At 43.0% G+C, this 20,020-nt stretch carries 17 protein-coding genes; 13 read left to right on the plus strand and 4 right to left on the minus strand.

Features of this window, described 5'->3' with window-relative positions; all coding sequences use genetic code 11:
- The first annotated feature begins 493 nt into the window (after nt 1-493).
- The 3 genes from glyQ (at nt 494) to INT03_RS08065 (ending at nt 4,137) form a co-directional block, all read left to right on the plus strand.
- The gene (gene glyQ, locus INT03_RS08055; protein ID WP_193008671.1) at nt 494-1,483 is read left to right on the plus strand and encodes a glycine--tRNA ligase subunit alpha; all 990 of its coding nucleotides are present in this window, start codon (nt 494-496) and stop codon (nt 1,481-1,483) included.
- A 9-nt stretch (nt 1,484-1,492) separates the two neighbouring features.
- Nucleotides 1,493-3,586 carry a glycine--tRNA ligase subunit beta gene (gene glyS / locus INT03_RS08060; protein WP_193008540.1) on the plus strand — a complete coding sequence of 698 codons (2,094 nt, stop codon included), beginning with the start codon at nt 1,493-1,495 and terminating at the stop codon, nt 3,584-3,586.
- A gap of 254 nt (nt 3,587-3,840) precedes the next feature.
- Nucleotides 3,841-4,137 (plus strand): hypothetical protein, encoded by a 297-nt coding sequence (locus INT03_RS08065; protein WP_228244528.1) that lies wholly within the window; start codon nt 3,841-3,843, stop codon nt 4,135-4,137.
- Nucleotides 4,138-4,219: 82 nt separating this feature from the next.
- Here INT03_RS08065 and INT03_RS08070 read toward each other — a convergent pair whose 3' ends face one another.
- Together INT03_RS08070 and INT03_RS08075 are read right to left on the minus strand one after the other, a co-directional pair.
- Nucleotides 4,220-4,651, minus strand: coding sequence for a cell division protein ZapA (locus INT03_RS08070; RefSeq protein ID WP_055124735.1), 432 nt, complete (start codon nt 4,649-4,651; stop codon nt 4,220-4,222).
- A gap of 109 nt (nt 4,652-4,760) precedes the next feature.
- Entirely contained in the window at nt 4,761-5,201 is a 441-nt protein-coding gene (locus INT03_RS08075; RefSeq protein WP_055124734.1) for a hypothetical protein, read from the minus strand.
- 246 nt (nt 5,202-5,447) lie between these two features.
- Here INT03_RS08075 and INT03_RS08080 point away from each other — a divergent pair, with 246 nt between their 5' ends.
- The 5 genes from INT03_RS08080 (at nt 5,448) to INT03_RS08100 (ending at nt 10,793) form a co-directional block, all read left to right on the plus strand.
- Nucleotides 5,448-6,101 carry a UPF0149 family protein gene (locus INT03_RS08080; protein WP_193008541.1) on the plus strand — a complete coding sequence of 218 codons (654 nt, stop codon included), beginning with the start codon at nt 5,448-5,450 and terminating at the stop codon, nt 6,099-6,101.
- A 299-nt stretch (nt 6,102-6,400) separates the two neighbouring features.
- Nucleotides 6,401-6,883, plus strand: coding sequence for a nucleoside deaminase (locus INT03_RS08085; protein ID WP_193008542.1), 483 nt, complete (start codon nt 6,401-6,403; stop codon nt 6,881-6,883).
- A gap of 135 nt (nt 6,884-7,018) precedes the next feature.
- Nucleotides 7,019-8,251 carry an acetylornithine deacetylase gene (gene argE / locus INT03_RS08090; RefSeq protein WP_193008543.1) on the plus strand — a complete coding sequence of 411 codons (1,233 nt, stop codon included), beginning with the start codon at nt 7,019-7,021 and terminating at the stop codon, nt 8,249-8,251.
- Nucleotides 8,252-8,384: 133 nt separating this feature from the next.
- Complete coding sequence (locus tag INT03_RS08095; protein ID WP_193008544.1) at nt 8,385-9,119, plus strand: LysE family translocator; 735 nt, start codon at nt 8,385-8,387, stop codon at nt 9,117-9,119.
- Between the two features lie 363 nt (nt 9,120-9,482).
- On the plus strand, nt 9,483-10,793 hold the full coding sequence (locus tag INT03_RS08100) for a DUF711 family protein (RefSeq protein ID WP_193008545.1): 1,311 nt from the start codon (nt 9,483-9,485) through the stop codon (nt 10,791-10,793).
- 178 nt (nt 10,794-10,971) lie between these two features.
- On the opposite strand, the gene miaB is transcribed toward INT03_RS08100, so the two are convergent.
- Nucleotides 10,972-12,462: a tRNA (N6-isopentenyl adenosine(37)-C2)-methylthiotransferase MiaB gene (gene miaB, locus INT03_RS08105; RefSeq protein ID WP_193008546.1), complete on the minus strand. Its 1,491-nt coding sequence runs from the start codon at nt 12,460-12,462 to the stop codon at nt 10,972-10,974.
- Nucleotides 12,463-12,848: 386 nt separating this feature from the next.
- Between miaB and INT03_RS08110 the strand changes: the two genes are divergently transcribed.
- The 4 genes from INT03_RS08110 (at nt 12,849) to INT03_RS08125 (ending at nt 17,997) form a co-directional block, all read left to right on the plus strand.
- On the plus strand, nt 12,849-14,987 hold the full coding sequence (locus tag INT03_RS08110; protein ID WP_193008547.1) for a lytic transglycosylase domain-containing protein: 2,139 nt from the start codon (nt 12,849-12,851) through the stop codon (nt 14,985-14,987).
- A 539-nt stretch (nt 14,988-15,526) separates the two neighbouring features.
- Complete coding sequence (locus tag INT03_RS08115; RefSeq protein WP_193008548.1) at nt 15,527-16,168, plus strand: hypothetical protein; 642 nt, start codon at nt 15,527-15,529, stop codon at nt 16,166-16,168.
- Between the two features lie 372 nt (nt 16,169-16,540).
- Entirely contained in the window at nt 16,541-17,530 is a 990-nt protein-coding gene (locus INT03_RS08120; protein WP_193008549.1) for a malate dehydrogenase, read from the plus strand.
- A gap of 227 nt (nt 17,531-17,757) precedes the next feature.
- Complete coding sequence (locus INT03_RS08125) at nt 17,758-17,997, plus strand: DUF2789 domain-containing protein (RefSeq protein WP_193008550.1); 240 nt, start codon at nt 17,758-17,760, stop codon at nt 17,995-17,997.
- A gap of 98 nt (nt 17,998-18,095) precedes the next feature.
- Here INT03_RS08125 and ribF read toward each other — a convergent pair whose 3' ends face one another.
- Nucleotides 18,096-19,136: a riboflavin biosynthesis protein RibF gene (ribF, locus tag INT03_RS08130; protein WP_193008551.1), complete on the minus strand. Its 1,041-nt coding sequence runs from the start codon at nt 19,134-19,136 to the stop codon at nt 18,096-18,098.
- Between the two features lie 263 nt (nt 19,137-19,399).
- On the opposite strand from ribF, the gene INT03_RS08135 reads away from it, so the two are divergent.
- Entirely contained in the window at nt 19,400-19,999 is a 600-nt protein-coding gene (locus INT03_RS08135; protein ID WP_193008552.1) for a GNAT family N-acetyltransferase, read from the plus strand.
- Nucleotides 20,000-20,020 lie beyond the last annotated feature (21 nt).

The raw sequence follows: 20,020 nt of genomic DNA on the forward strand, positions 1-20,020 counted from the left end.
AGATTCGGGTGCGTTGCACTTCGATGTTGAATCCAAGCAGCTTAATAGCAGTATTGTTTTGATAGAAATAATATAGAGATTAGCTCAGATAGATTTTTACCAAAAAAAAGAATAGCAGTTCGACTAAAAAACAAAAAGCCTGACTCATCAGGATACCAAAGACATACCTTTCCTCCTGCCCAGATGCTCGCGCATTTGGGTATTTTTTTATCTGCTACTTTTGTGCCTCCTATATTGCAGCAGTTTGATTATAAATGAGCCTTATAACGACTGGTTTAGGTCTGCAGCATAAATTTAATTGATGTAAATATAGATAAAATGGTCAATTTTTAGTAAGGTGAGCAGGCAAATAGAGTCGTTGCCGAATAGGCTATACGAGTGCTATCAAAACTTTATTTATAAATATCCATTCCACAGTGGCTTTACTATGAAAACCCAAACTATGACATCCCAAGCGACAACTCCGATGATAGAAAATACAGACCCTCAACCGATGACGTTTCAGGATTTAATCCTAACCCTACAGAATTATTGGGCCGATAAGGGCTGCGTTATTTTGCAGCCTTATGATATGGAAGTCGGCGCGGGTACTTTTCACACCGCGACATTTTTACGCTCGTTAGGTCCTGAGCGTTGGAATGCTGCCTATGTGCAGCCATCACGTCGTCCAACCGATGGTCGCTACGGTGATAACCCCAACCGCTTGCAGCATTATTATCAGTTTCAAGTGGTGCTAAAGCCAAATCCACCCAATATCCAAGAGCTGTATTTGGACTCGCTAAGAGCCATTGGTATTGATCCATTGGTGCACGATGTGCGTTTTGTTGAAGATAACTGGGAGTCGCCAACGCTGGGTGCGTGGGGACTAGGCTGGGAGATTTGGCTCAACGGTATGGAAGTGACGCAATTTACGTACTTCCAGCAAGTAGGCGGTCTTGAGTGCTTCCCAGTGACCGGCGAGATTACGTACGGTCTTGAGCGCTTGGCAATGTATGTGCAAGGCGTCGATAGCGTTTATGATTTGGTCTGGGCAGATGGTGAATTTGGTCGTGTCACGTATGGCGATGTCTTCCATCAAAACGAAGTGGAACAGTCTACTTATAACTTTGAGCACGCCGATGTGCCGATGATGGGTCAGATGTTTGATTTTTATGAGCAGCAAGCAGATAAATTGGTTGCCGAAGGTTTGCCATTACCTGCCTATGAGATGGTACTAAAAGCCTCACATGCTTTTAATTTACTTGATGCTCGTGGTGCGATTTCAGTGACCGAACGTCAGCGTTTTATCCTACGTGTGCGTACGCTTGCCCGTAAGGTTGCCATTGGTTACGTCGAAGCACGCGCTAAGTTAGGCTTTCCATTAGCGGATGAGGCGCATCGTCAAGACGCGCTTGATAAGTATCTGCCAAAAGAAGAAGCCGCTGAGAATACAGAAATCAATCAAGCTATTGATAACAACCAATCTACTAATAACAATAAATAGGAGCATCCCATGAGTACTATTCTATTTGAACTGGGGTGTGAAGAGCTACCTCCAAAAAGCCTAAAACCTCTACGTGATGCGCTACAAGCAAGCGTGATAGCGCAGTTAACTGAAGCTGATATTACCTTTGATAGTATCAAAGCCTTTGCCGCACCGCGTCGTTTGGCGCTTCAAATTCAGGGCATTAGCGATAAGCAGCCGGATCGTAGCGAGCAAAAGCGCGGTCCTGCGATTAAAGCCGCGTTTGATGCGGAAGGTAATCCAACACGTGCAGCGATGGGTTTTGCGAAAGGCTTAGGTATTGAAGCCAGTGAGCTGATAACGATTAACACCGACAAAGGTGATTATGTCGGTTATGAGCAAGTCATTCATGGTCAAGCAACTACTGAACTGTTAGCTACCATTTTTCAGACTGCACTAGACAATCTACCGATTGCTAAGCGTATGCGCTCAGGTGCCAGCCGCAATGAATTTGTGCGTCCAGTCCAGTGGGCGGTATTGATGCAAGATAGTGCTGTCATTGATGCCATTATCCAAGGTCATCAGACGGGCACACAAACCCGTGGTCATCGCTTCCATAGTCCTGATTATCACGAGATTGCGCACGCCAATGACTACGAAGAATTACTAGGCAGTTTAAAAGTCGTGGCTGATTTTGATAAGCGTCAAATGCTGATCAAAAACCAAGTCAAAGCGCTAGCAGATGAAGTTAATGCTGATGCTATCGTGCCGCAAGATTTGTTGGATGAAGTCACCGCATTGGTTGATTTTCCCATTGCACTGCGAGCAAGCTTTGAGCCGCGTTTTTTACAAGTGCCGCAAGAAGCGCTTATCTCTACCATGCAAGCGGATCAAAAGTATTTTTGCTTAACTGATAAAGCAGGCAAGTTGCAGCCTTACTTTATTTTTATTACCAACATTGAGTCAAAAGATCCCAATCAAATTATCGAAGGTAATGAGAAAGTCGTACGTCCACGTTTGGCCGATGCCGAGTTTTTCTTCTTACAAGATCAAAAACAGCCATTATTTGCGTTGACAGAAAGCCTCAAAACTCGTGTCTTCCAAGACAAGCTGGGTACGATTTGGGAAAAATCTGAGCGTATTGCCAAGCTTGCCGCCTTTATTGCCGCCTTGATGCAACAGCAGGGTCAGCAGATTGATATCGATGAAACGGTGCGTGCGGGTATTTTGTCAAAAGCTGATTTGGCAAGCTCATTGGTCGGTGAATATCCTGAATTACAAGGCATCGCAGGCACTTATTATGCGCGTCTGAATAATGAGCCAGAAGCAGTCGCGGCAAGTTTAGAAGAGCAATATTTGCCCAAGTTCAGCGGTGACGTATTACCACAGACGCCAATTGGCATTTGCTTAGCATTAGCCGACCGTTTAGATACGCTTGTTGGTATTTTTGCCATTGACCAAGCGCCGACAGGGTCAAAAGATCCGTTCAGTTTACGTCGTTCAGCCATCGGTATCTTGCGTATTTTGATCGAAAAGCAATTGCCAATTAATCTGGTTGCGCTCGTTGAACAAGCAATCAAAGGCTATAGTGACGCTGAAGGCAGCAAGATTGAAAAAATGGGTGATACGTTTACTCAGGTCATGGCATTCTTAAACTCGCGCTATCGGGCGATGTATACCGAACAGGGCGTGAGCGTCGATACCATTCAGGCAGTGCAAGCGATTAACCCGCATATGCCGCTCGATTTTGATCAGCGTATTCGCGCGGTACAAGCCTTTAGCGAATTGTCACAAGCTTCAATGCTTGCTGATTCAAACAAGCGTGTCGCCAATATATTGGCTAAGTCAGAAGTGAGTGTCGCTGATACTGTGGATGAAGCGCTATTGTCTGAATCTGCCGAGCAAAGTTTATATGCAAGTGTGCTGCAAGCGCAGACGGCGGTTAAACCGCTGCTAGAACAAGCTGATTACACACAAGTATTGCAAACGCTTGCTAGCTTAGATGAGCCGCTGACGCAATTCTTTGATAATGTGATGGTCAACAGTGAAGACGCCGCCCTTAAAAACAACCGCTTAGCGCTGCTTAAGCAAGTACGCGCACTGTTTTTAACCGTCGCTGATATCAGTGAGTTGCAGCTATAGTTTCACTAATATAGATCGCTCACTTTATTATTTTCTATTTAATATAAAAACTGGCCCGCTATGGCCAGTTTTTTACGCCATATCATGGCATTTATTGATAAATTATCATGATAAATGGATGGACAATTAACTCGCTAAAGCATAGCACTATCGTCAGTATTGATGGTTAAGTTATACTGTTCAGACGTATTGAATAATCCGCCAAACGGCTTTTATCATTCATAGCGCTTACTCATATTTAAAGGAGCACTGCCGTGTTTGCTGTTATCATTATCATCATCGTTATTTGGATAGTAATGTGGGGGTTTTATAAATTTATGTACCCGCGTGCGCCCAAAAGCATGATGCCAAAAAAAGGGGATGTGATTACACCGCGTCAGTGCAATTTTTGTGGCAACAGCTTAGCTGAATACCGCGGCGTCCTTGAAACCAAGCCCAACTTGGCTGCAAATAGTGAGAGTGCCATTGGCGAAAACCAAACATTGTTTTTTTGCAATTATGAGCATCAAGCAGATTTTCATGCAGGTAAGGTTTATAACCCTGACGTATAAATAATTAGATTATGGCTTGGGCATAAAAAAGTGCTTGGCTCATCAGAGCGAAGCGCTTATTGTTTCGTCGCGTAATATGCGCTTATAAAACAGACTGTGCGTCTTTCATAATTTTATTTAATAGCGCTTCAGATTGTTTGTCTTGCTGTAGTCGATCTTCATCGCTTCTTTGATTGGTGTGTATTTTTTCATACAAATTCAAGCAGCACAATACTAAGATACTTTCTTGACTGAGGCTTGGCGCATCTCGTTTGAGATCTAGTGCATGGTTATTGATATACGAGACAGCTGAGAGCAGCTCTTCTTGTTCGTGTACTGGGCAATAAATAGGATAAGTGACACCCGCAATTGCAATATCAACCTTTTTGATTTGTGGTTCAGGGATAGTGGTTTTCACAGTAGCACTCGACGTATTTGAACCAGTTGCAGCGACTGGTTGTGGTTTAGAAGAAATATTCTGCTGTTGGCCATTTTGTGGCTTTTTTTCTATAGAGTTTTTGTGGTCATCGGTCATGATAAATCCTACAATGTCTGGTCAGTAAAATGAGTAATATAAAATATTACCGTTTTGATTTTGTCGGTTTCATTAGCAAGTAGTAATGATCGCTCATTGCCATCACTGATCAGCCTTCTACTTGATCGATGTGGGTTAAGCGTTTTAATACAACTTGTGTACGCTCTGCTGCCAATTGATTCTTTTTCTGCAGCTCACTGTTTTGCTGTTTAATATCGCTATATTGCTGCTTTAATTCATTGTTTTGTTGCTGTAGCTGGCTGTTTTGTTGTTGCAATTGGCTGACCTGTTTTTGCAGTTTGTCTTGCTCTTCGCCTATCATATGATGCGCTTCAGCCAAGCTTTGATAGCGCTTGTCGAGATCGTTCAATTGTTTTTTGGCACCGTCGCGTTCGCTATGACTAGTGTTGAGCTTGGTCGTTAATGCTGCAAGCTCTTGAGGGTCGCTAACAGGATGCTGTTTGAGGCTGCTAAGTTCAGCACTGACAAGCTGATACTGTTTTTTGATGTCGAGTATCATTTTTTCTAATATTCTAAGTTGATCATACATAGTCAGTTTTTATCCTTAACAAGTAAGCGTGAATGAATTTTGTTCTCTGCGTTTAATAATGCCATAGGTGACCGCATAATATCTATATCAACAAAGTAATTACCTATATTAGGTGTTGTTTGTTTATTTTTATTAGCCATGGTTTGATTGATAATATCAAGCGATGTCTCACACCTATTTTATTCGTCTATTTTTATTTTTTAAGCAATATTTTTTAAGCAATAATCAATCACTAGGATCTTTATTATGAATGACAATATATCTGGCTGGAATACATGGCTGACTGCTTTTGATGACTGGACTGACGTGTCTATCAGCGAAGTGCACGGCTTGATGACAGGGCTGATGACGGCCTGTAATGCGCCTGATGAGCAAGTATGGGCTAAGGTATTTGAGGAGCTCAGTTTTGCGCCGTTACCTGACGAGGCATTGACACTGTTAACAGAAGAAGCGGAAGACACTGTTTTTCAGCTTAAAGACAAAGACGATGCTTATTCTTACACGCCATTAGTACCAGATGATGAACATGATTTGTACGAGCGCGTGATGGCATTGAAACAGTGGGCAAATGGTTTTATGACGGGCTTTGGGATTACCGACTGTGGTCTCAGTGGTGACGAAAATGAGATGCTGTCTGATTTGGCTAAAATCGGTGGTATTCGCTTAGAAGATGATGAAAACTTTGAAGGTGGCGAAGAGTCTTATCTGCATATTTATGAGTTTGCGCGCATGGTGCCAGTGAGCTTTGCCACCCGCAAGCGTAAACCTGTTAAAGATATTGCCCTGATTGCTGGACTGGCTATCGGTGCCAAAACCACCAAAGAGCTGCAGGCAGAAGGCAAGTTACCAAAGCCAATGCCGCCAGTCGTTGATGCGATGAATCAAAACCGTCCTTCATAATAAAGACGCTATCGTAAGAAGCAATCTGTCGTAAAAGCCAACTTATCATCCATGCTAGGGCGTACCCCTAATCTAAGCGAAAACTACTAAATGGGTTAAAAATAGTTAAATCTTGCAAAACTACGTCAAATAGCTGGTTAATATCCCGATATTATCTGCGCTATTTTCCTGATTCGGCTATCATTTATCTCATTTTTATCACCATTTTCAAAATGAGAACACGCCCGAGTATTTTCTAAAAAGATATGAGAGATTTTAAGAGTCATTACTGGCGCTTAGATAATAGAAGGGAGATTATGATGATCACCGACAATGATATGATGTGTTTGCGCCGCTGCGTAGAGCTTGCTACTGAAGCGCTAGAGGCGGGCGATGAGCCATTTGGTAGCGTATTGGTCGACGACGATGGTCATGTGCTGCATGAAGATCGTAACCGAGCCAATACGGTCGATGCTACTTATCATCCTGAAATTGCCGTTGCAAAATGGGCAGCAGCAAATATGACAGCGGAGGCGCGCGCTAACGCTGTGGTTTATACCTCGGGCGAGCATTGTGCCATGTGTTCGGCCGCGCATGCGTGGGCAGGGCTTGGTCGTATCGTTTATGTCAGCTCATCAAAACAGTTGGATGAATGGATGCAGGAGATGGGCGTAAAATCCTCATCACCGATCAATTCATTAAGTATTCAAGAAGTGGCTCCGAACATACCAGTACAAGGTCCGATTGCAGGCTTAGATGCAGAAGTAAAGGCGCTGCAACAGCGCGCATTTCAAAGATGCTAACGCTTTCTATTTTTACCATTCCAGAAATTACAGTAGCGAAAAACGAGTGCGAGTACTACATCTAGTAGGCTTGGAAAATTTAACATCGCTAACCGTATTTCTAAAATCGGTATTATATCGTGATAAGGATATTTCATGACTTCGAACAATAATAATCAGCTCAAAAATACGTCTTACCCTGCGCATAGTATCGATTGGCTTACACGCTTGATTGCTTTTGATACGGTCAGTCGCCATTCAAATTTAGCCTTGATTGAAGATGTGCAAGCGTACTGTGAACAATTAGGTTTGATAGTAGATTTGACTTTTAATGAAGCCAAAAACAAGGCCAATCTATTCGTTACTGTGCCAGTAGGCAAAAACTTTGATGAAGTAAATCATGGTCTGGTGCTGTCTGGTCATACCGATGTGGTGCCAGTTGATGGTCAAGACTGGGCGTCAGATCCATTCACTGCGACGATACGTGGCGATAAGCTATACGGGCGCGGTGCGTGTGATATGAAAGGTTTTATCGCTTGTGCATTGACGTTATTACCACGCGCTGTGCAATTATCAAATAGCGGTCAGTTACGTCGTCCACTGCATTTGGCATTGTCATTCGATGAAGAAGTGGGCTGTTTGGGTGCGCCATTGATACTGGCAGATTTGAAAGCTCGTGGTATCACACCTGATTATTGTATCGTCGGTGAGCCAACCAATATGACGATGGTTGTGGCACATAAAGGCATTGCCGTTTATCGTTGCCGCGTCCATGGTAAGTCTGCGCATTCGTCATTGACCGCCCAAGGTGTCAATGCTATCAGCTATGCCAGTCGTTTGATTGGTTATGTTGATGAGTTGGCAGAAGAATTGAGCCATCGTGATGGTGCTCTTGAAGATGGGGACGCGCTATTCGATGTGCCTTATTCCACATTGTCTGTAGGCACGATTCGAGGTGGTACCGCGACCAATATTGTGCCTAATCTATGCGAGTTTACCTTTGACTATCGTAACCTGCCGCATATGACGCAAGAGGATATTCTTGCACCGATTCAAGCGAAAGTGGCAGAATTAAATGCCCAGATGCAAGCACGTGCTGCCGATACTGGCATTGAGCTGATGCAAGAAGAAAGCGTACCGGCAATGACTGATAACGACAGTGCTGAATTGCAATCGTTAATAGCCGCTCTGACTGGAGATAAAGAGCGTCATAAAGTGGCTTATGCAACTGAGGGCGGGCAATTTACCAATGCTGGCATCCCAACGATTATCTGCGGTCCCGGTAGTATTGAGCAAGCACATAAAGCCGATGAATATGTCGAGCTGAGTGAAATTGAGCGCTGTGATGGTTTTTTACAGAAATTGCTAAACAGCTGCACAAGTAAATAATATATAAAAATACCAGACATAAGTATATAATGTGAGTAAGTATAAATAATACCGCCTAAATGGCGGTATTATTTTTTGGTAATGTAGCGACTCGTGTGAGAGCTGCTGATATACACATAGTAGGGGTTGGTCGATGTCTTGGCATCTGTTTGCAGTATTCTTTGCAAGTACGTTTTTTATTTCAGCGACCCCAGGTCCCAATATGCTGCTCGCGTTTCAGTATGGCATGAACTATGGCGTAAAGCGCACATTGTGGACGCTGGCAGGACTGAGCCTTGGGTTGTTTATTTTGCTGCTATCGACACTACTTGGACTCGATGTGATCAGTCGCCAGTCGCCTTGGTTGTTGACAGTCATTAAAGCAGTGGGTGCGGCGTATTTAATCTATCTGGGTATTAGCTCTTGGCGCGATGTAGGCGATGGCAGCTTGATGAGTGATGCTCGTGAAATGAGCGAAGAAGTCGCGGCTGAATATTCTATTTCTGGCAGTGAAGATACAGCTGGTACACCGCAGCCACGTTCGCTCTCAAGCGCAGCGGTGAGAATCTCGCCAAGCAATGTAACCTTGTTCCGTACAGGTGTTTGGGTATCGCTATCTAACCCCAAAGCCATCTTATTTTTTGCAGCTTTCTTCCCCAAATTTATCAATTTTAGTGCGCCGTTATGGCCGCAGTATATTATGCTGACTTGTGGGCTGTTTTTGAGCGAGACGATTTGGCAGCTGATTTATACCATTGGCGGTAAAAAGCTGGCTAGTTGGCTTGATGTTGGTGAGCGTTTGGCATGGCTCAATCGCGGATGCGGGGTGATATTTATTTTAATTGCCGCGGCGTTATTGGCTGAGGTTTTAAATGGTTTTTTGGTTTAAACGTCTTTGTCAGCAATTTAGCAAGCATTGTACTTATATACTACAGCTCCTTATTAAAAACTGATAATTAGAGAGGTTTTATATAAAGGATATTTCGTAAAAAACAAAATTGTAATGCAGTTTTTTACGATTCGCAAGGTTTAGATAACCAACTTATAGGGATTTATACCAAGAAAGTATCTATCTCAAGTCGATGAGTTACATTTTATCGGTACTGTCCACATGAGCTTGAAAAAATAACTCATTCTAAGGCTAACACTCTATGTATAATCGTAAAATAAAATTAGCATCGAGTAGTATATCGATAAATGTCCAGTTATTATAAGTTATTTTTTTGACTTAGATTAATAAACGGAGAAAACCATGAATGATAGTCCTGATACTAACCAACCATTCAGTTTAGAGACGCTGCTAGACTTTGATATGCAAGAAAAATTAAAAGATAAAAATCTTTGCAAAGTACGCACAGTAACTACATTTATCAATTTAGATTTGGACATGACAACATGGCATGCTGTGTTGGAAGAGGCTATTAAGCACTGTGAAAAAATAGTCGCAGGTTTAGATAATGAAGGCTATACCGTACAATCAATACGTATAGTAACCAACCCGTTTGGTGAGTATCTAGATACTTCAAAGGTGTTAACTGCTGCCACTGGATTGGCTACCATCACTGATATTTTAGCGACGCTCAATAAAGGTAAAAATGGTCTGCGGGTTCGCTTTGCAATAGGAGAGGCTAAGACAGCACAAGAAATTAGCATTTTGCCCGAGCTTATTGCTCAATATGGCGATTTGTGCAATGCTTGTGTGAATGTCACCGCTAATGATATCGGTATCTTAGATAATGCATTGATTGAGCAATGTGCGAGCGCGGTACAAAATATTGCTAAACTCACACCTAGAGGGGAAGGTAATTTCAACTTTACGGTAAATTTTAACTGTGATGAATTTATTCCTTACTTTCCAGCGAGCTATCATAGCGGTGAGGTGAATAAAGGCTTCGTTATTGGTCTTGAAACGCCTGATTTATTGGTAAAAACTTTGCAGCAGGTACGTAAGCAATCCAGCTTTGATTCTGCTAGTTATCAGCAACGTCAGCGCATTGCCTTTGATGCTTTGAGCGTAGCATTACAGTATCATATCGATAATGTCGATAGCTGCGTGAAACGACTTAACGCAGCCTCAGGGTGGAATTATCTAGGTATGGACACTTCACCCGCACCTTCTAAAGATTGTCATTCAATGGTTAAGGTTTACAAACTGCTTGGCGTTCCTTATTTTGGCGCTTCGGGTACGGTTGAAATATCGGCTTTATTAACGAAAGTTTTTAAATCTATTACAGGTATCGATATTATTGGGTTTTCAGGATTGATGTTGGCAGTCACTGAGGATAAAGGATTAGCGCAAGCCACTATCGATAATGAGTTTGACATACCTATGTTATTAACCAATAGCGCTGTCTGCGGCATTGGTCTTGATACAGTTCCTATTCCGGGGGATACACCTATCGATAAACTATGTGCCTTGATGCGAGATACGGGCACTATGGCTTATCGATTAAACAAACCTTTGACGGTCAGAGTGTTTCCGATACTAGAGCTTAAGGCTGGTGATATGACTCAATTTCAGAGTAGAGACTTATGTAATTGCGCTGTATTAGCTGTGCCTTGAATTTAAGCACTAGTATTTATGATTTGTAACATCTATCTCGTTGAATCAGGGGGTTACGTTTTATTGGTACTCTTTACATGAGACTGAAAAAATAAACTCACCTACAAAGCCAAATAAAAAGCCGCTCCCTACTTAAATAGAGAGCGGTTTTTTCATTTATACAGTTTTTTATAAAGGGTTAAGCCAAAACCTCAACCAGCTCGCCTTTTACCATATGCGGACTGACAAAATCAGTCACACGTACACTGACGATTTTACCCAGTAGCTCATCTACTTTATCAACGTCAAAAGGGAACATCACGGTACGGGTATTGTCCGCCGTGCCGATTAAGCAGTCAGGGTGACGATTGGCCACTTGCTCAACCAAGACGCGAGTCGTAGTGCCGACCATTTCATGGGTTTTGGCAAGGGTTGAATCGATAATAACCTGTTGAAATTCTGCCAAGCGTGCCTTTTTAGTTGCGAAACTCACATCATCAGGCAATTCTGCCGCCGGCGTACCCGGACGCTTAGAATAGATAAAGCTGTAAGAATGATCGAAATTCAACTCTTTTGCCAAGTTCAAGGTATCTAGGAAATCTTGATCCGTCTCACCAGGGAAGCCAATGATAAAGTCGCTCGATAAGTGAATATCAGGACGAATGGCTTTGAGCTTATTAATCTGATTGATATAAACATCGATTGTATGGTTGCGCTTCATCGCTGCCAAGATAGCATTTGAGCCACTTTGAACAGGCAGATGCAAGTGAGAAACCAGCTCTGGCAATTGTGCATAGGCATCAATAATGTCATCAGTGAACTCTAGCGGATGGCTGGTCGTATAGCGAATACGCTCAACACCATCGACATGCGAGACATAATGTAACAGCTCAGCGAAACGGCAAATACTGCCATCGTCTTTTTCACCGCGATAGCCGTTGACGTTTTGACCCAATAGGTTGATTTCACGCACGCCTTGCGCCGCTAAGCTATCAATCTCAGCCAATACGTCATCGAGTGGGCGTGACAATTCTTCACCGCGGGTATAAGGCACCACGCAAAATGAGCAATACTTTGAGCAACCTTCCATGATAGAGACAAAGGCTTTAAAGCCTTCTACTCTTGGCTCAGGTAAAAAGTCGAATTTTTCAATACTTGGGAAGGATACGTCAACTGTGCCGATGCGATTTTTTGGTGCGATTTCACGCTGCTCATGTGATTGATCATACAGCTCTGGCAAACGGTGTAATGTCTGCGGGCCAAATACCATATCAACATAAGGCGCGCGCTTTTGAATGTTATCGCCTTCTTGTGAGGCAACACAGCCACCGACACCGATCACAAGATCAGGACGCTTTTCTTTTAGTTTGCGCCAGCGACCCAATTCTGAAAATACCTTTTCTTGCGCTTTTTCGCGGATAGAGCAGGTATTCATCAGCAGCACATCGGCTTCATCGATATCATGCGTGACTTCCATACCATGGGAATCACCGAGCACATCCAGCATTTTGCCAGAATCATAGACGTTCATCTGACAGCCCTGCGTAGTGACAAAGACTTTCTTAGTCGCTGTTTTGACAGGTGCTTGGGCTGAACTTGATTCTTTGAGTGCAGTGACAGCAGGCGCAGTAGCGGTTGTTTCAGCGACAGCAGTGTCATCGATGCGGGGATTAAATACAGTAACACTCATAAGGATAAGTCCATGATTGACTAAAATATAGCGTGATAGGTGATTAACGGGTGGCGTATTTTATCACAACCCTATGACAATGTGAAAAATTAGCAGCGTCAATTGTTGGTCGTTATGATAAATTATTTATAACAGTATCAATTATTTACTGCTGCTAGTAACGCGTTTGGCAAAAATTATGGCTTGCTATCACTTCTATGTTACACCGTGCTATCGTATTTATTAACAAAAGGTAAAGGTGATGGTTGAAAGTGCAACGAGTATAGTATGATGAATGCGACCATATTAGCGCGATTAATTAAATCGCGATTTACGCCGTTTTGGCATTGTTATGCTAAATATATTATTTAGCCAAATCATTTGGACACATTACAAAGAGAGTCAGTATGACAAAGCCGCAGGTTGCTCATAGCATCAAGGATAGAGAATCTATTAAGCAAAATGAAGATGCAAAACGATTGAAAGCAAGGACGCTACGAGTCAGTGCGTTAAGTTTGGCGACAGCAATGAGTGCGCTAGGATTGTCACAGGTGGCTTGTGCTGAGCTGACGTGGGGCGAAGAGGACAGTTATCAGCAAGAAGGCAGCTATCAACAAAACAGTGGCTATCAGTCAGACAATGGTGTGAGCTCATTTACAGCAGCGGCAATTGCGGCAGAACGCGGTGATGTCAGTGCCTTATACAATTATGAGCAAGCGATGAGCGGCGGTTTGTTTGCCATGTATCCCACTTATTGGCGGATGAATTTAGATCTTAATTCGCAAAGTTCGGCGGCAGTATCACAGTTTGTGCGTCAATATCCAAATACGGTAATGGCAGAAAAGCTGGTGGCCGATTTTGCTGAGACCAAAGCAGGCTCCAATGATTACGCCTCAGTACGCCAAGTTGCGAATTTGATTACCAATGCGGATGCCAGTGAGCGCTGTGCGGTTGCGCTTGGGTTCAATAATGGCGGCGATACTATGCGGGCTATGGCAGCCAAGTCTGAAGTTTGGTTGACGACCAAAAAGCAGCCAGCCTTGTGTGACCAGCTCGCGATGGAGATGAATAATAACGCGCTGATTAGCAATGAGGATCGTGCGGCTCGGCTCAAGCGTATGCTACGTAAAGGCAAAACGGGTGACATTATGGCATTGTCATCACGTTTAGGAACGCCCATTGCTTATTCAGCATTGAGTGAGATTCAACTGAATCCGTCTGCTTTTTTTAGCCGTTTTAGTCGAGAACCTGCCAGTCAAAACAATCAATACCTATATCTATATGCTATGGGACGCGTTGCTGACAAGTCTTACCGTGAAGCTGCATTACAGTTAGATTTTGATGTTAAGCAAGACAATCAGCGTTCAGTTAAATTGTTGAATGCGGAGACTCGTCGCTATGCGTATCGCATCCTTGGGGTGCAACGTATGAATCATAATACGGATGATGGTTTTAATGCTGAGGCGGTTGACTGGTTCCGCAATAGCCTAGACGAAGATTTTAATTTTGAAGAAGCCGAAGATTATGCCATGGCAGCGATTCGCTTTAGCCGCTGGGATGATGTGGTCGAAGCCATCTCAAAAATGGAGGCTGAAACCCAAAAAAGTGACCAGTGGCAATATTGGCTGGCTCGCGCTTACGAGCAATCAAGCGATGCAAACAAGCGTAATACTGCTAAAAAAATGTATCAAAACTTGGCAAAAAATAATGACTATTATGGCTTAATGGCAAAGGATAAAGTGGGTCAGCGCTTTGATGCCAGTCGTTTGGGTGGTAATAACTTACCGAATGTCAGTACCGCTGATCGCGCACGTGTCATGCAAGATGCCAACTTTGCACGTGCTTTTGCTCTATATAATGCTGACGCCAGCCGTGCCTATGCCAATCGTGAATGGAACTGGGCAGTAAAGCAGGCGCGCGACAAGCGTGATGATAACTTGATTATTGCCGCTGCTCGTCAAGCCTATGATATGGGCTGGCTCGACCGAGCAATTTATGCCGTTGATAATACTGATAGAGTAGACAGCTTAGCGTTATCACATCCGATGCCGCATCAAGATGCAGTCGTACGTTATAGTCAGTCTGCTGGTATCGATCCTGCTTGGGCTTATGGCATTATGCGTCAAGAAAGTCGTTTTGTTGCATCAGCACGCTCAAACGTTGGTGCCAGTGGTTTGATGCAGGTGATGCCTGACACAGCAAAATATATTGCTCGAAATTTAGGTGAGACCTATAGCGCCAGCCGTGCCAATAGTGGCGATACCAATATTCGTTATGGCACGTGGTATATGGGTGATATTTTCGGTAAGCTAAACCGTCAACCTGTGTTGGCAACGGCTGGTTATAATGCGGGTCCGAACAATGCCAAGCGTTGGCAACCAGTATATGGTTCGCTCGCAGCCGACCAGTACGTCGAGTCGATTGCCTTTCCTGAAACCCGTAATTACGTCAAGCACGTGATGGAAAATGCCACCATTTATAGCAGTCTATTAGGTCGTAGTCAGCCTATTAGCCAGCGCATGGGCACGATACCTGCCGCGTTCTAAAATGCTAATGTATAAACCAAAAAAACCATTCGTGAGCAATCATTAATGGTTTTTTCATGTCACTTTATGTCACTTTTGATCGTGCAATCAAAACTAGTTTTGTCTTGACGCGATGCCTAATTCGACGCCCAACCTCGCTGATGATGACATGCTAACGTTGCGATATTTTTGTACTATTGATGCTATCATTAGCTTATGTTTACGTTTCTGCTATAGATTAAAAAAAACGTTTTGCTACCATTGCATCAATTAGTGTCTTTTATACGTGCTTATAATAAGTGCTTATCAATCAACGCACACATTTTTGTTAGCTCTATTCTTAGTTTTATCAGTGTTTATACGTCGAACACTATTAGCTAAACGATAGCCCATGTTTTTATCATTGCTAGATGCCTTCAGCCCCTATGATCAAAAAATATTTCAATCTGTCCCTGTTATTAAAAGTTAGGCATCAGTCATCTATTCAGCAGATGCAGGTGCGCTCGCTATCTACTCTGACGCCAGATTTAAACCAATCAAGCTCGATAACTAATACATCTATGGATAAACTAAATAAGACGCTAAGTATCGGTGCATTAGTGATATTGCAAGGCGTTATGATGATGCCGGTACATGCCGCGAGCGCTGTTAAGAGCGGACAGCGTGTGTTGATGATTGAGATGACGCCAGCATTGTGTAGCATACAGCCGACACGTGCCCGCATGCGTCAATGCTTGGAAGGTTATTCGTTGACAGTATCAGGTCTGGATATGGGCTATGGTGAGCGCTGCGGACGCGGTAGTGAGCCACGTCTGACACCGTTACAGTTAAAAGTCGTCAACCGTATTATGCCTGATACGACAGTACGTAGCCAAGCTTGGCAGCGTTATGGGGCGTGTAGTCCACTTAGTGCCAGTAGTTATTTTCGCCAGATTACCAATTACGCTGGCGCATTAAAGCTGCCTAATGAGCTTAATACGGGTAATAGCTATACAGTTTCTAAATCTCGATTTATCAGTCAAATGACCCAGCTTAACAGTGGCATGTCCTCAAACAGTATTGATTTGATTTGCCAAGCGGGCAGTCGTCGTCAATCAACATTGACAGATATCCATATTTGTTATGAAGGGAGCGAATTTGGCACATGTCATAATGTTGTGAATAATTGTGGCAGTAAATTCGTCATTTCAGGTGGGAAATAGTTTTTTTAGCCCATTTAAATGCTTATTGTTTGAATTGAGGACACGCCCTAATAATACTCGCTTATTTTAAGTGTTGTATCCACTGTATACAACGCTTCTCAATGCTGTTATCAGCTGCCTTTTATTGCTTTCTAGCACTTTATCCGTATAGGTTTACAGTAGATATAAAAATCCTCCCGTATAAAATGTAACAATATAATCGGTGGTCGGCGTCTTATTGTCTCTAGACGATTTGCTGAACGAAGTGCTACACTAGCTCTCGGTTTATGACTGCTATATTCAGTAGGCAAGTCGCTATTTACAACGATAGTCATCCATTAGAACCATCAATCAGAATCATGAATTATCTAATCTATAATTAGGGAGTATTCAATGTCAATGAAACAGCCTTTACGTGTTGCCGTCACTGGTGCCGCTGGTAATATCAGCTATGCTATGTTATTTCGTATTGCATCTGGCGAGATGCTAGGTAAAGATCAGCCAGTTATTTTGCAATTGCTTGAAATCGCTCCAGCACTTGACGCCCTAAAGGGTGTGGTCATGGAATTAGAAGATTGTGCATTCCCTTTATTAGCAGGTATTGTGCAGACTGATGATGCGACGGTTGCATTCAAAGATGTTGACTATGCTCTGCTAGTCGGTTCACGTCCTCGTGGTCCAGGTATGGAACGTAAAGATTTGCTAGAAGCCAACGCTGCGATTTTCTCAGCACAAGGTAAAGCATTGAATGACGTTGCAAGCCGTGACGTAAAAGTATTGGTTGTCGGTAACCCTGCCAACACCAACGCCCTTATCGCTCAGCGTAATGCACCAGATCTTGATCCACGTAACTTCACTGCGATGACTCGTCTAGATCATAACCGTGCCATGGCACAGTTGGCTGGCAAAACTGACAGCACAGTAAATGACGTGAAAAAAATGATCATCTGGGGCAACCATTCATCAACGCAGTATCCTGATCTGACTGCTGCTACTGTCAACGGTAAGCCTGCATTAGATTTGGTTGATCGCGAATGGTACGAAGCGACTTATATCCCAGAAGTACAACAACGTGGCGCTGCAATCATTAAAGCACGCGGTGCATCATCTGCCGCTTCTGCTGCCAACGCGGCCATTGCACACGTACGTACGTGGGCATTGGGTACTGATGAGAATGATTGGGTATCGATGGGCGTTTATTCAAACGGCGAATACGGTATCGCAAAAGGTTTAATCTACTCATTCCCATGCACGTGCACTAACGGCGATTGGTCTATCGTAGATGGCGTTGATGTGTCATCAAATTTCTCTAAAGAGAAAATGGCAGCGACTGAGCAAGAGCTTAGCGAAGAGCGTGATGCAGTAGCACACCTGCTTCCATAAGCCGCCAATGTCACAATGTCATCATGTCATAAAACTGTTATATAGAAATTGATCTAAAAAAGCCCTCTAATGTAGAGGGTTTTTTTGTGTCTTGTCTGCCTATCCAAATACAATTGATAACGTTAGATACACGTTGATTAACAGCTATTAAAATAAAGCTTGCTACAATAAATGTGTCAATTTAGATAATAAACACAAAGACACTCGTACCATTTAAGGAGAAAAACATGTTGGGTGAACCAGAATACAATATGAATGAATTATTTGCACAGTTGGGACTTGATAGCTCAGATGCAGCGATTGACAGTTTTATTGAAAATAATCAGTTGGATAAAGAAGAGAAGTTGATAGAAGCGAGAATTTGGACAGACAATCAGCGTGCTTTTCTACAAGAAGAATGGGAAAAAGATGCGGAATGGGTAGAGGTCATCGATGACTTAAACGTACGTATGCATCCAGATGCTTAGAAAAACCCCATTAAATAAAAACCCACTAACGTTATAAACGCTGTGGGTTTTTTTATAAATTATAGATATCGAGGGTCGCATTTAAGCTTAATAGCAACCTAAATGGGCTGCTGCTCTCGCCACTCAATTAATGCTTTTACATCATTATGGATGCCTGTTTTTAATGCTTCTAAGCCATCATAATGTCGTTCACCATGTAAATAATGCAAAAATCGAACCTGTAAAGTTAATCCATATAAATCGGCATTTAATTCTGGAAAATGAACTTCCAAACGCCAATCATGTTGTTTATCGACAGAGGGTCTAGTGCCGATATTGGCTGTCCCAAAGAGGCTATTGGAACGTAATCCTGAGATACCTGATTTGCCATCTATAGCAAGTGCCGATAAGCCATCAGCAATCACTTGCCCATCCTCGTCGAGGCTAACGACATCAACAGCAAAGATACCATGCAGGGCAGGCTTTAAACGCTGTAGGTCAATATTCGCAGTAGGAAAGTCCATGGTGCGACCTATTTTATCACCACCAACGACCATTCCTGTAATCGCATAATCGCGACCAAGTAGCACATTAGCAGCGTCAATATCACCAGCCAATAGTAAGTCTCGAACGCGAGTAGAGCTGATACGTGCCGCTTTACCACTATCATCGATGACGGTATGTAGGTTGGTTACATCTAAGCCATAATTCCGTAAAAACTGACTGTCGCCAGTACGGTCATGACCAAATTTGAAGTCATCACCCAACACCAACGCTTTGACATTTAAGCGCAGGGCTAAAAGATCCGCAAATGCTTGGGCGGATAGCGAGCGAAATTCTGCATCAAATCCTGCCACAATCAAGGTCTCAACGCCATATTCTGCTAACAAAGCTTGTTTTTCAGCGAGATTGGTGAGGCGAGCAGGCGCAGTGGCTGGCGCAAAAAATTCACGAGGCTGTGGCTCAAATATCATGACAGCAGAACCAAGATTTTGTGCATGCGCAATATCACGGACTTGTTCAAGCATCGCTTGATGACCAAGATGGACACCATCGAAGTTACCGATAGTGAGCACACAGGGCACTAAATCTACTGGACTAGTATTTGCAGTCAAATTACTTGGCGAGGCAATCAGTTGCTCAAGAAAATAGGTGTTCATAAATTTTCAGCTATGATAGATAAAACCAGATAAAAAACACACCCGTACCAAAATCAATGTGTTTAAAATCAGCCATTATAAAGTAAAATGACCATACTAACATCCTATAGTCTACTGACAATAAAAGTATGGCGCTATCCGCTCTGTCATCTTAAAATACCGTGATGTTTGTCCACATGCTTTTGTAATAACCCTCTGTATAGAAGGATCATCTTGCAACAATTATCACTCATAGACTATTAATTAATAATTACGGAGAACTTATGCCCGTTGCTGCCTTGAATGCTGTACCAACTGTTTTGTTAGAACACTATCTCACTGATGAGTTTGTCGTGCAGCGTGCAAGTAGAGACGACTTGTCAGAGATTTTGGTGATTTATAATCAGACTATTGCAGGTAAACAAGCCACTGCCAATCTCACCCCAGTGACCTGTGAAGAGCGTGCAGATTGGTTTGATGAGCATATAAACAGTCCGACGCGTCCTATTTATGTCGTAAAAGCGATGCATAAGACCACGCAGAATGCAGCGAAAACAGAGACAGCAACAATCGTCGCTTGGGGTAGCTTTAGCGATTTATATGCACGACCGGCTTATCATATCAGCACTGAGATTAGTATCTACTTGCATCAGGATTATCACGGTCAAGGATTGGGCAGTTTATTGACATGCTGGATGTTGACACAAGCGCCAAGCCTAGGCATTCATAATGTGATCGCGCTTATTTTTGCGCACAATCAGCCAAGCTTAGGATTGTTCCGTAAGCTTGGTTTTGAGCAATGGGGATATATGCCAAAAGTGTGTGATATGCAAGGCTTTATCGCTGATGTTGTGATGCTTGGCAAGCCGGTGTCGTCAGATTAATATTAAATTTAAATTTAAATT

This window comes from Psychrobacter sp. PG1, from assembly GCF_014897815.1.
GTDB lineage: Bacteria > Pseudomonadota > Gammaproteobacteria > Pseudomonadales > Moraxellaceae > Psychrobacter.

Coding starts and splice junctions, on each gene's coding strand:
- glyQ (WP_193008671.1), top strand. CDS start 494: ATGACGTTTCAGGATTTAATCCTAACCCTACAGAATTATTGGGCCGAT.
- glyS (WP_193008540.1), top strand. CDS start 1,493: ATGAGTACTATTCTATTTGAACTGGGGTGTGAAGAGCTACCTCCAAAA.
- INT03_RS08070 (WP_055124735.1), bottom strand. CDS start 4,651: ATGACCGATGACCACAAAAACTCTATAGAAAAAAAGCCACAAAATGGC.
- INT03_RS08075 (WP_055124734.1), bottom strand. CDS start 5,201: ATGTATGATCAACTTAGAATATTAGAAAAAATGATACTCGACATCAAA.
- INT03_RS08080 (WP_193008541.1), top strand. CDS start 5,448: ATGAATGACAATATATCTGGCTGGAATACATGGCTGACTGCTTTTGAT.
- INT03_RS08085 (WP_193008542.1), top strand. CDS start 6,401: ATGATCACCGACAATGATATGATGTGTTTGCGCCGCTGCGTAGAGCTT.
- argE (WP_193008543.1), top strand. CDS start 7,019: ATGACTTCGAACAATAATAATCAGCTCAAAAATACGTCTTACCCTGCG.
- INT03_RS08095 (WP_193008544.1), top strand. CDS start 8,385: ATGTCTTGGCATCTGTTTGCAGTATTCTTTGCAAGTACGTTTTTTATT.
- INT03_RS08100 (WP_193008545.1), top strand. CDS start 9,483: ATGAATGATAGTCCTGATACTAACCAACCATTCAGTTTAGAGACGCTG.
- miaB (WP_193008546.1), bottom strand. CDS start 12,462: ATGAGTGTTACTGTATTTAATCCCCGCATCGATGACACTGCTGTCGCT.
- INT03_RS08110 (WP_193008547.1), top strand. CDS start 12,849: ATGACAAAGCCGCAGGTTGCTCATAGCATCAAGGATAGAGAATCTATT.
- INT03_RS08115 (WP_193008548.1), top strand. CDS start 15,527: ATGGATAAACTAAATAAGACGCTAAGTATCGGTGCATTAGTGATATTG.
- INT03_RS08120 (WP_193008549.1), top strand. CDS start 16,541: ATGTCAATGAAACAGCCTTTACGTGTTGCCGTCACTGGTGCCGCTGGT.
- INT03_RS08125 (WP_193008550.1), top strand. CDS start 17,758: ATGTTGGGTGAACCAGAATACAATATGAATGAATTATTTGCACAGTTG.
- ribF (WP_193008551.1), bottom strand. CDS start 19,136: ATGAACACCTATTTTCTTGAGCAACTGATTGCCTCGCCAAGTAATTTG.
- INT03_RS08135 (WP_193008552.1), top strand. CDS start 19,400: ATGCCCGTTGCTGCCTTGAATGCTGTACCAACTGTTTTGTTAGAACAC.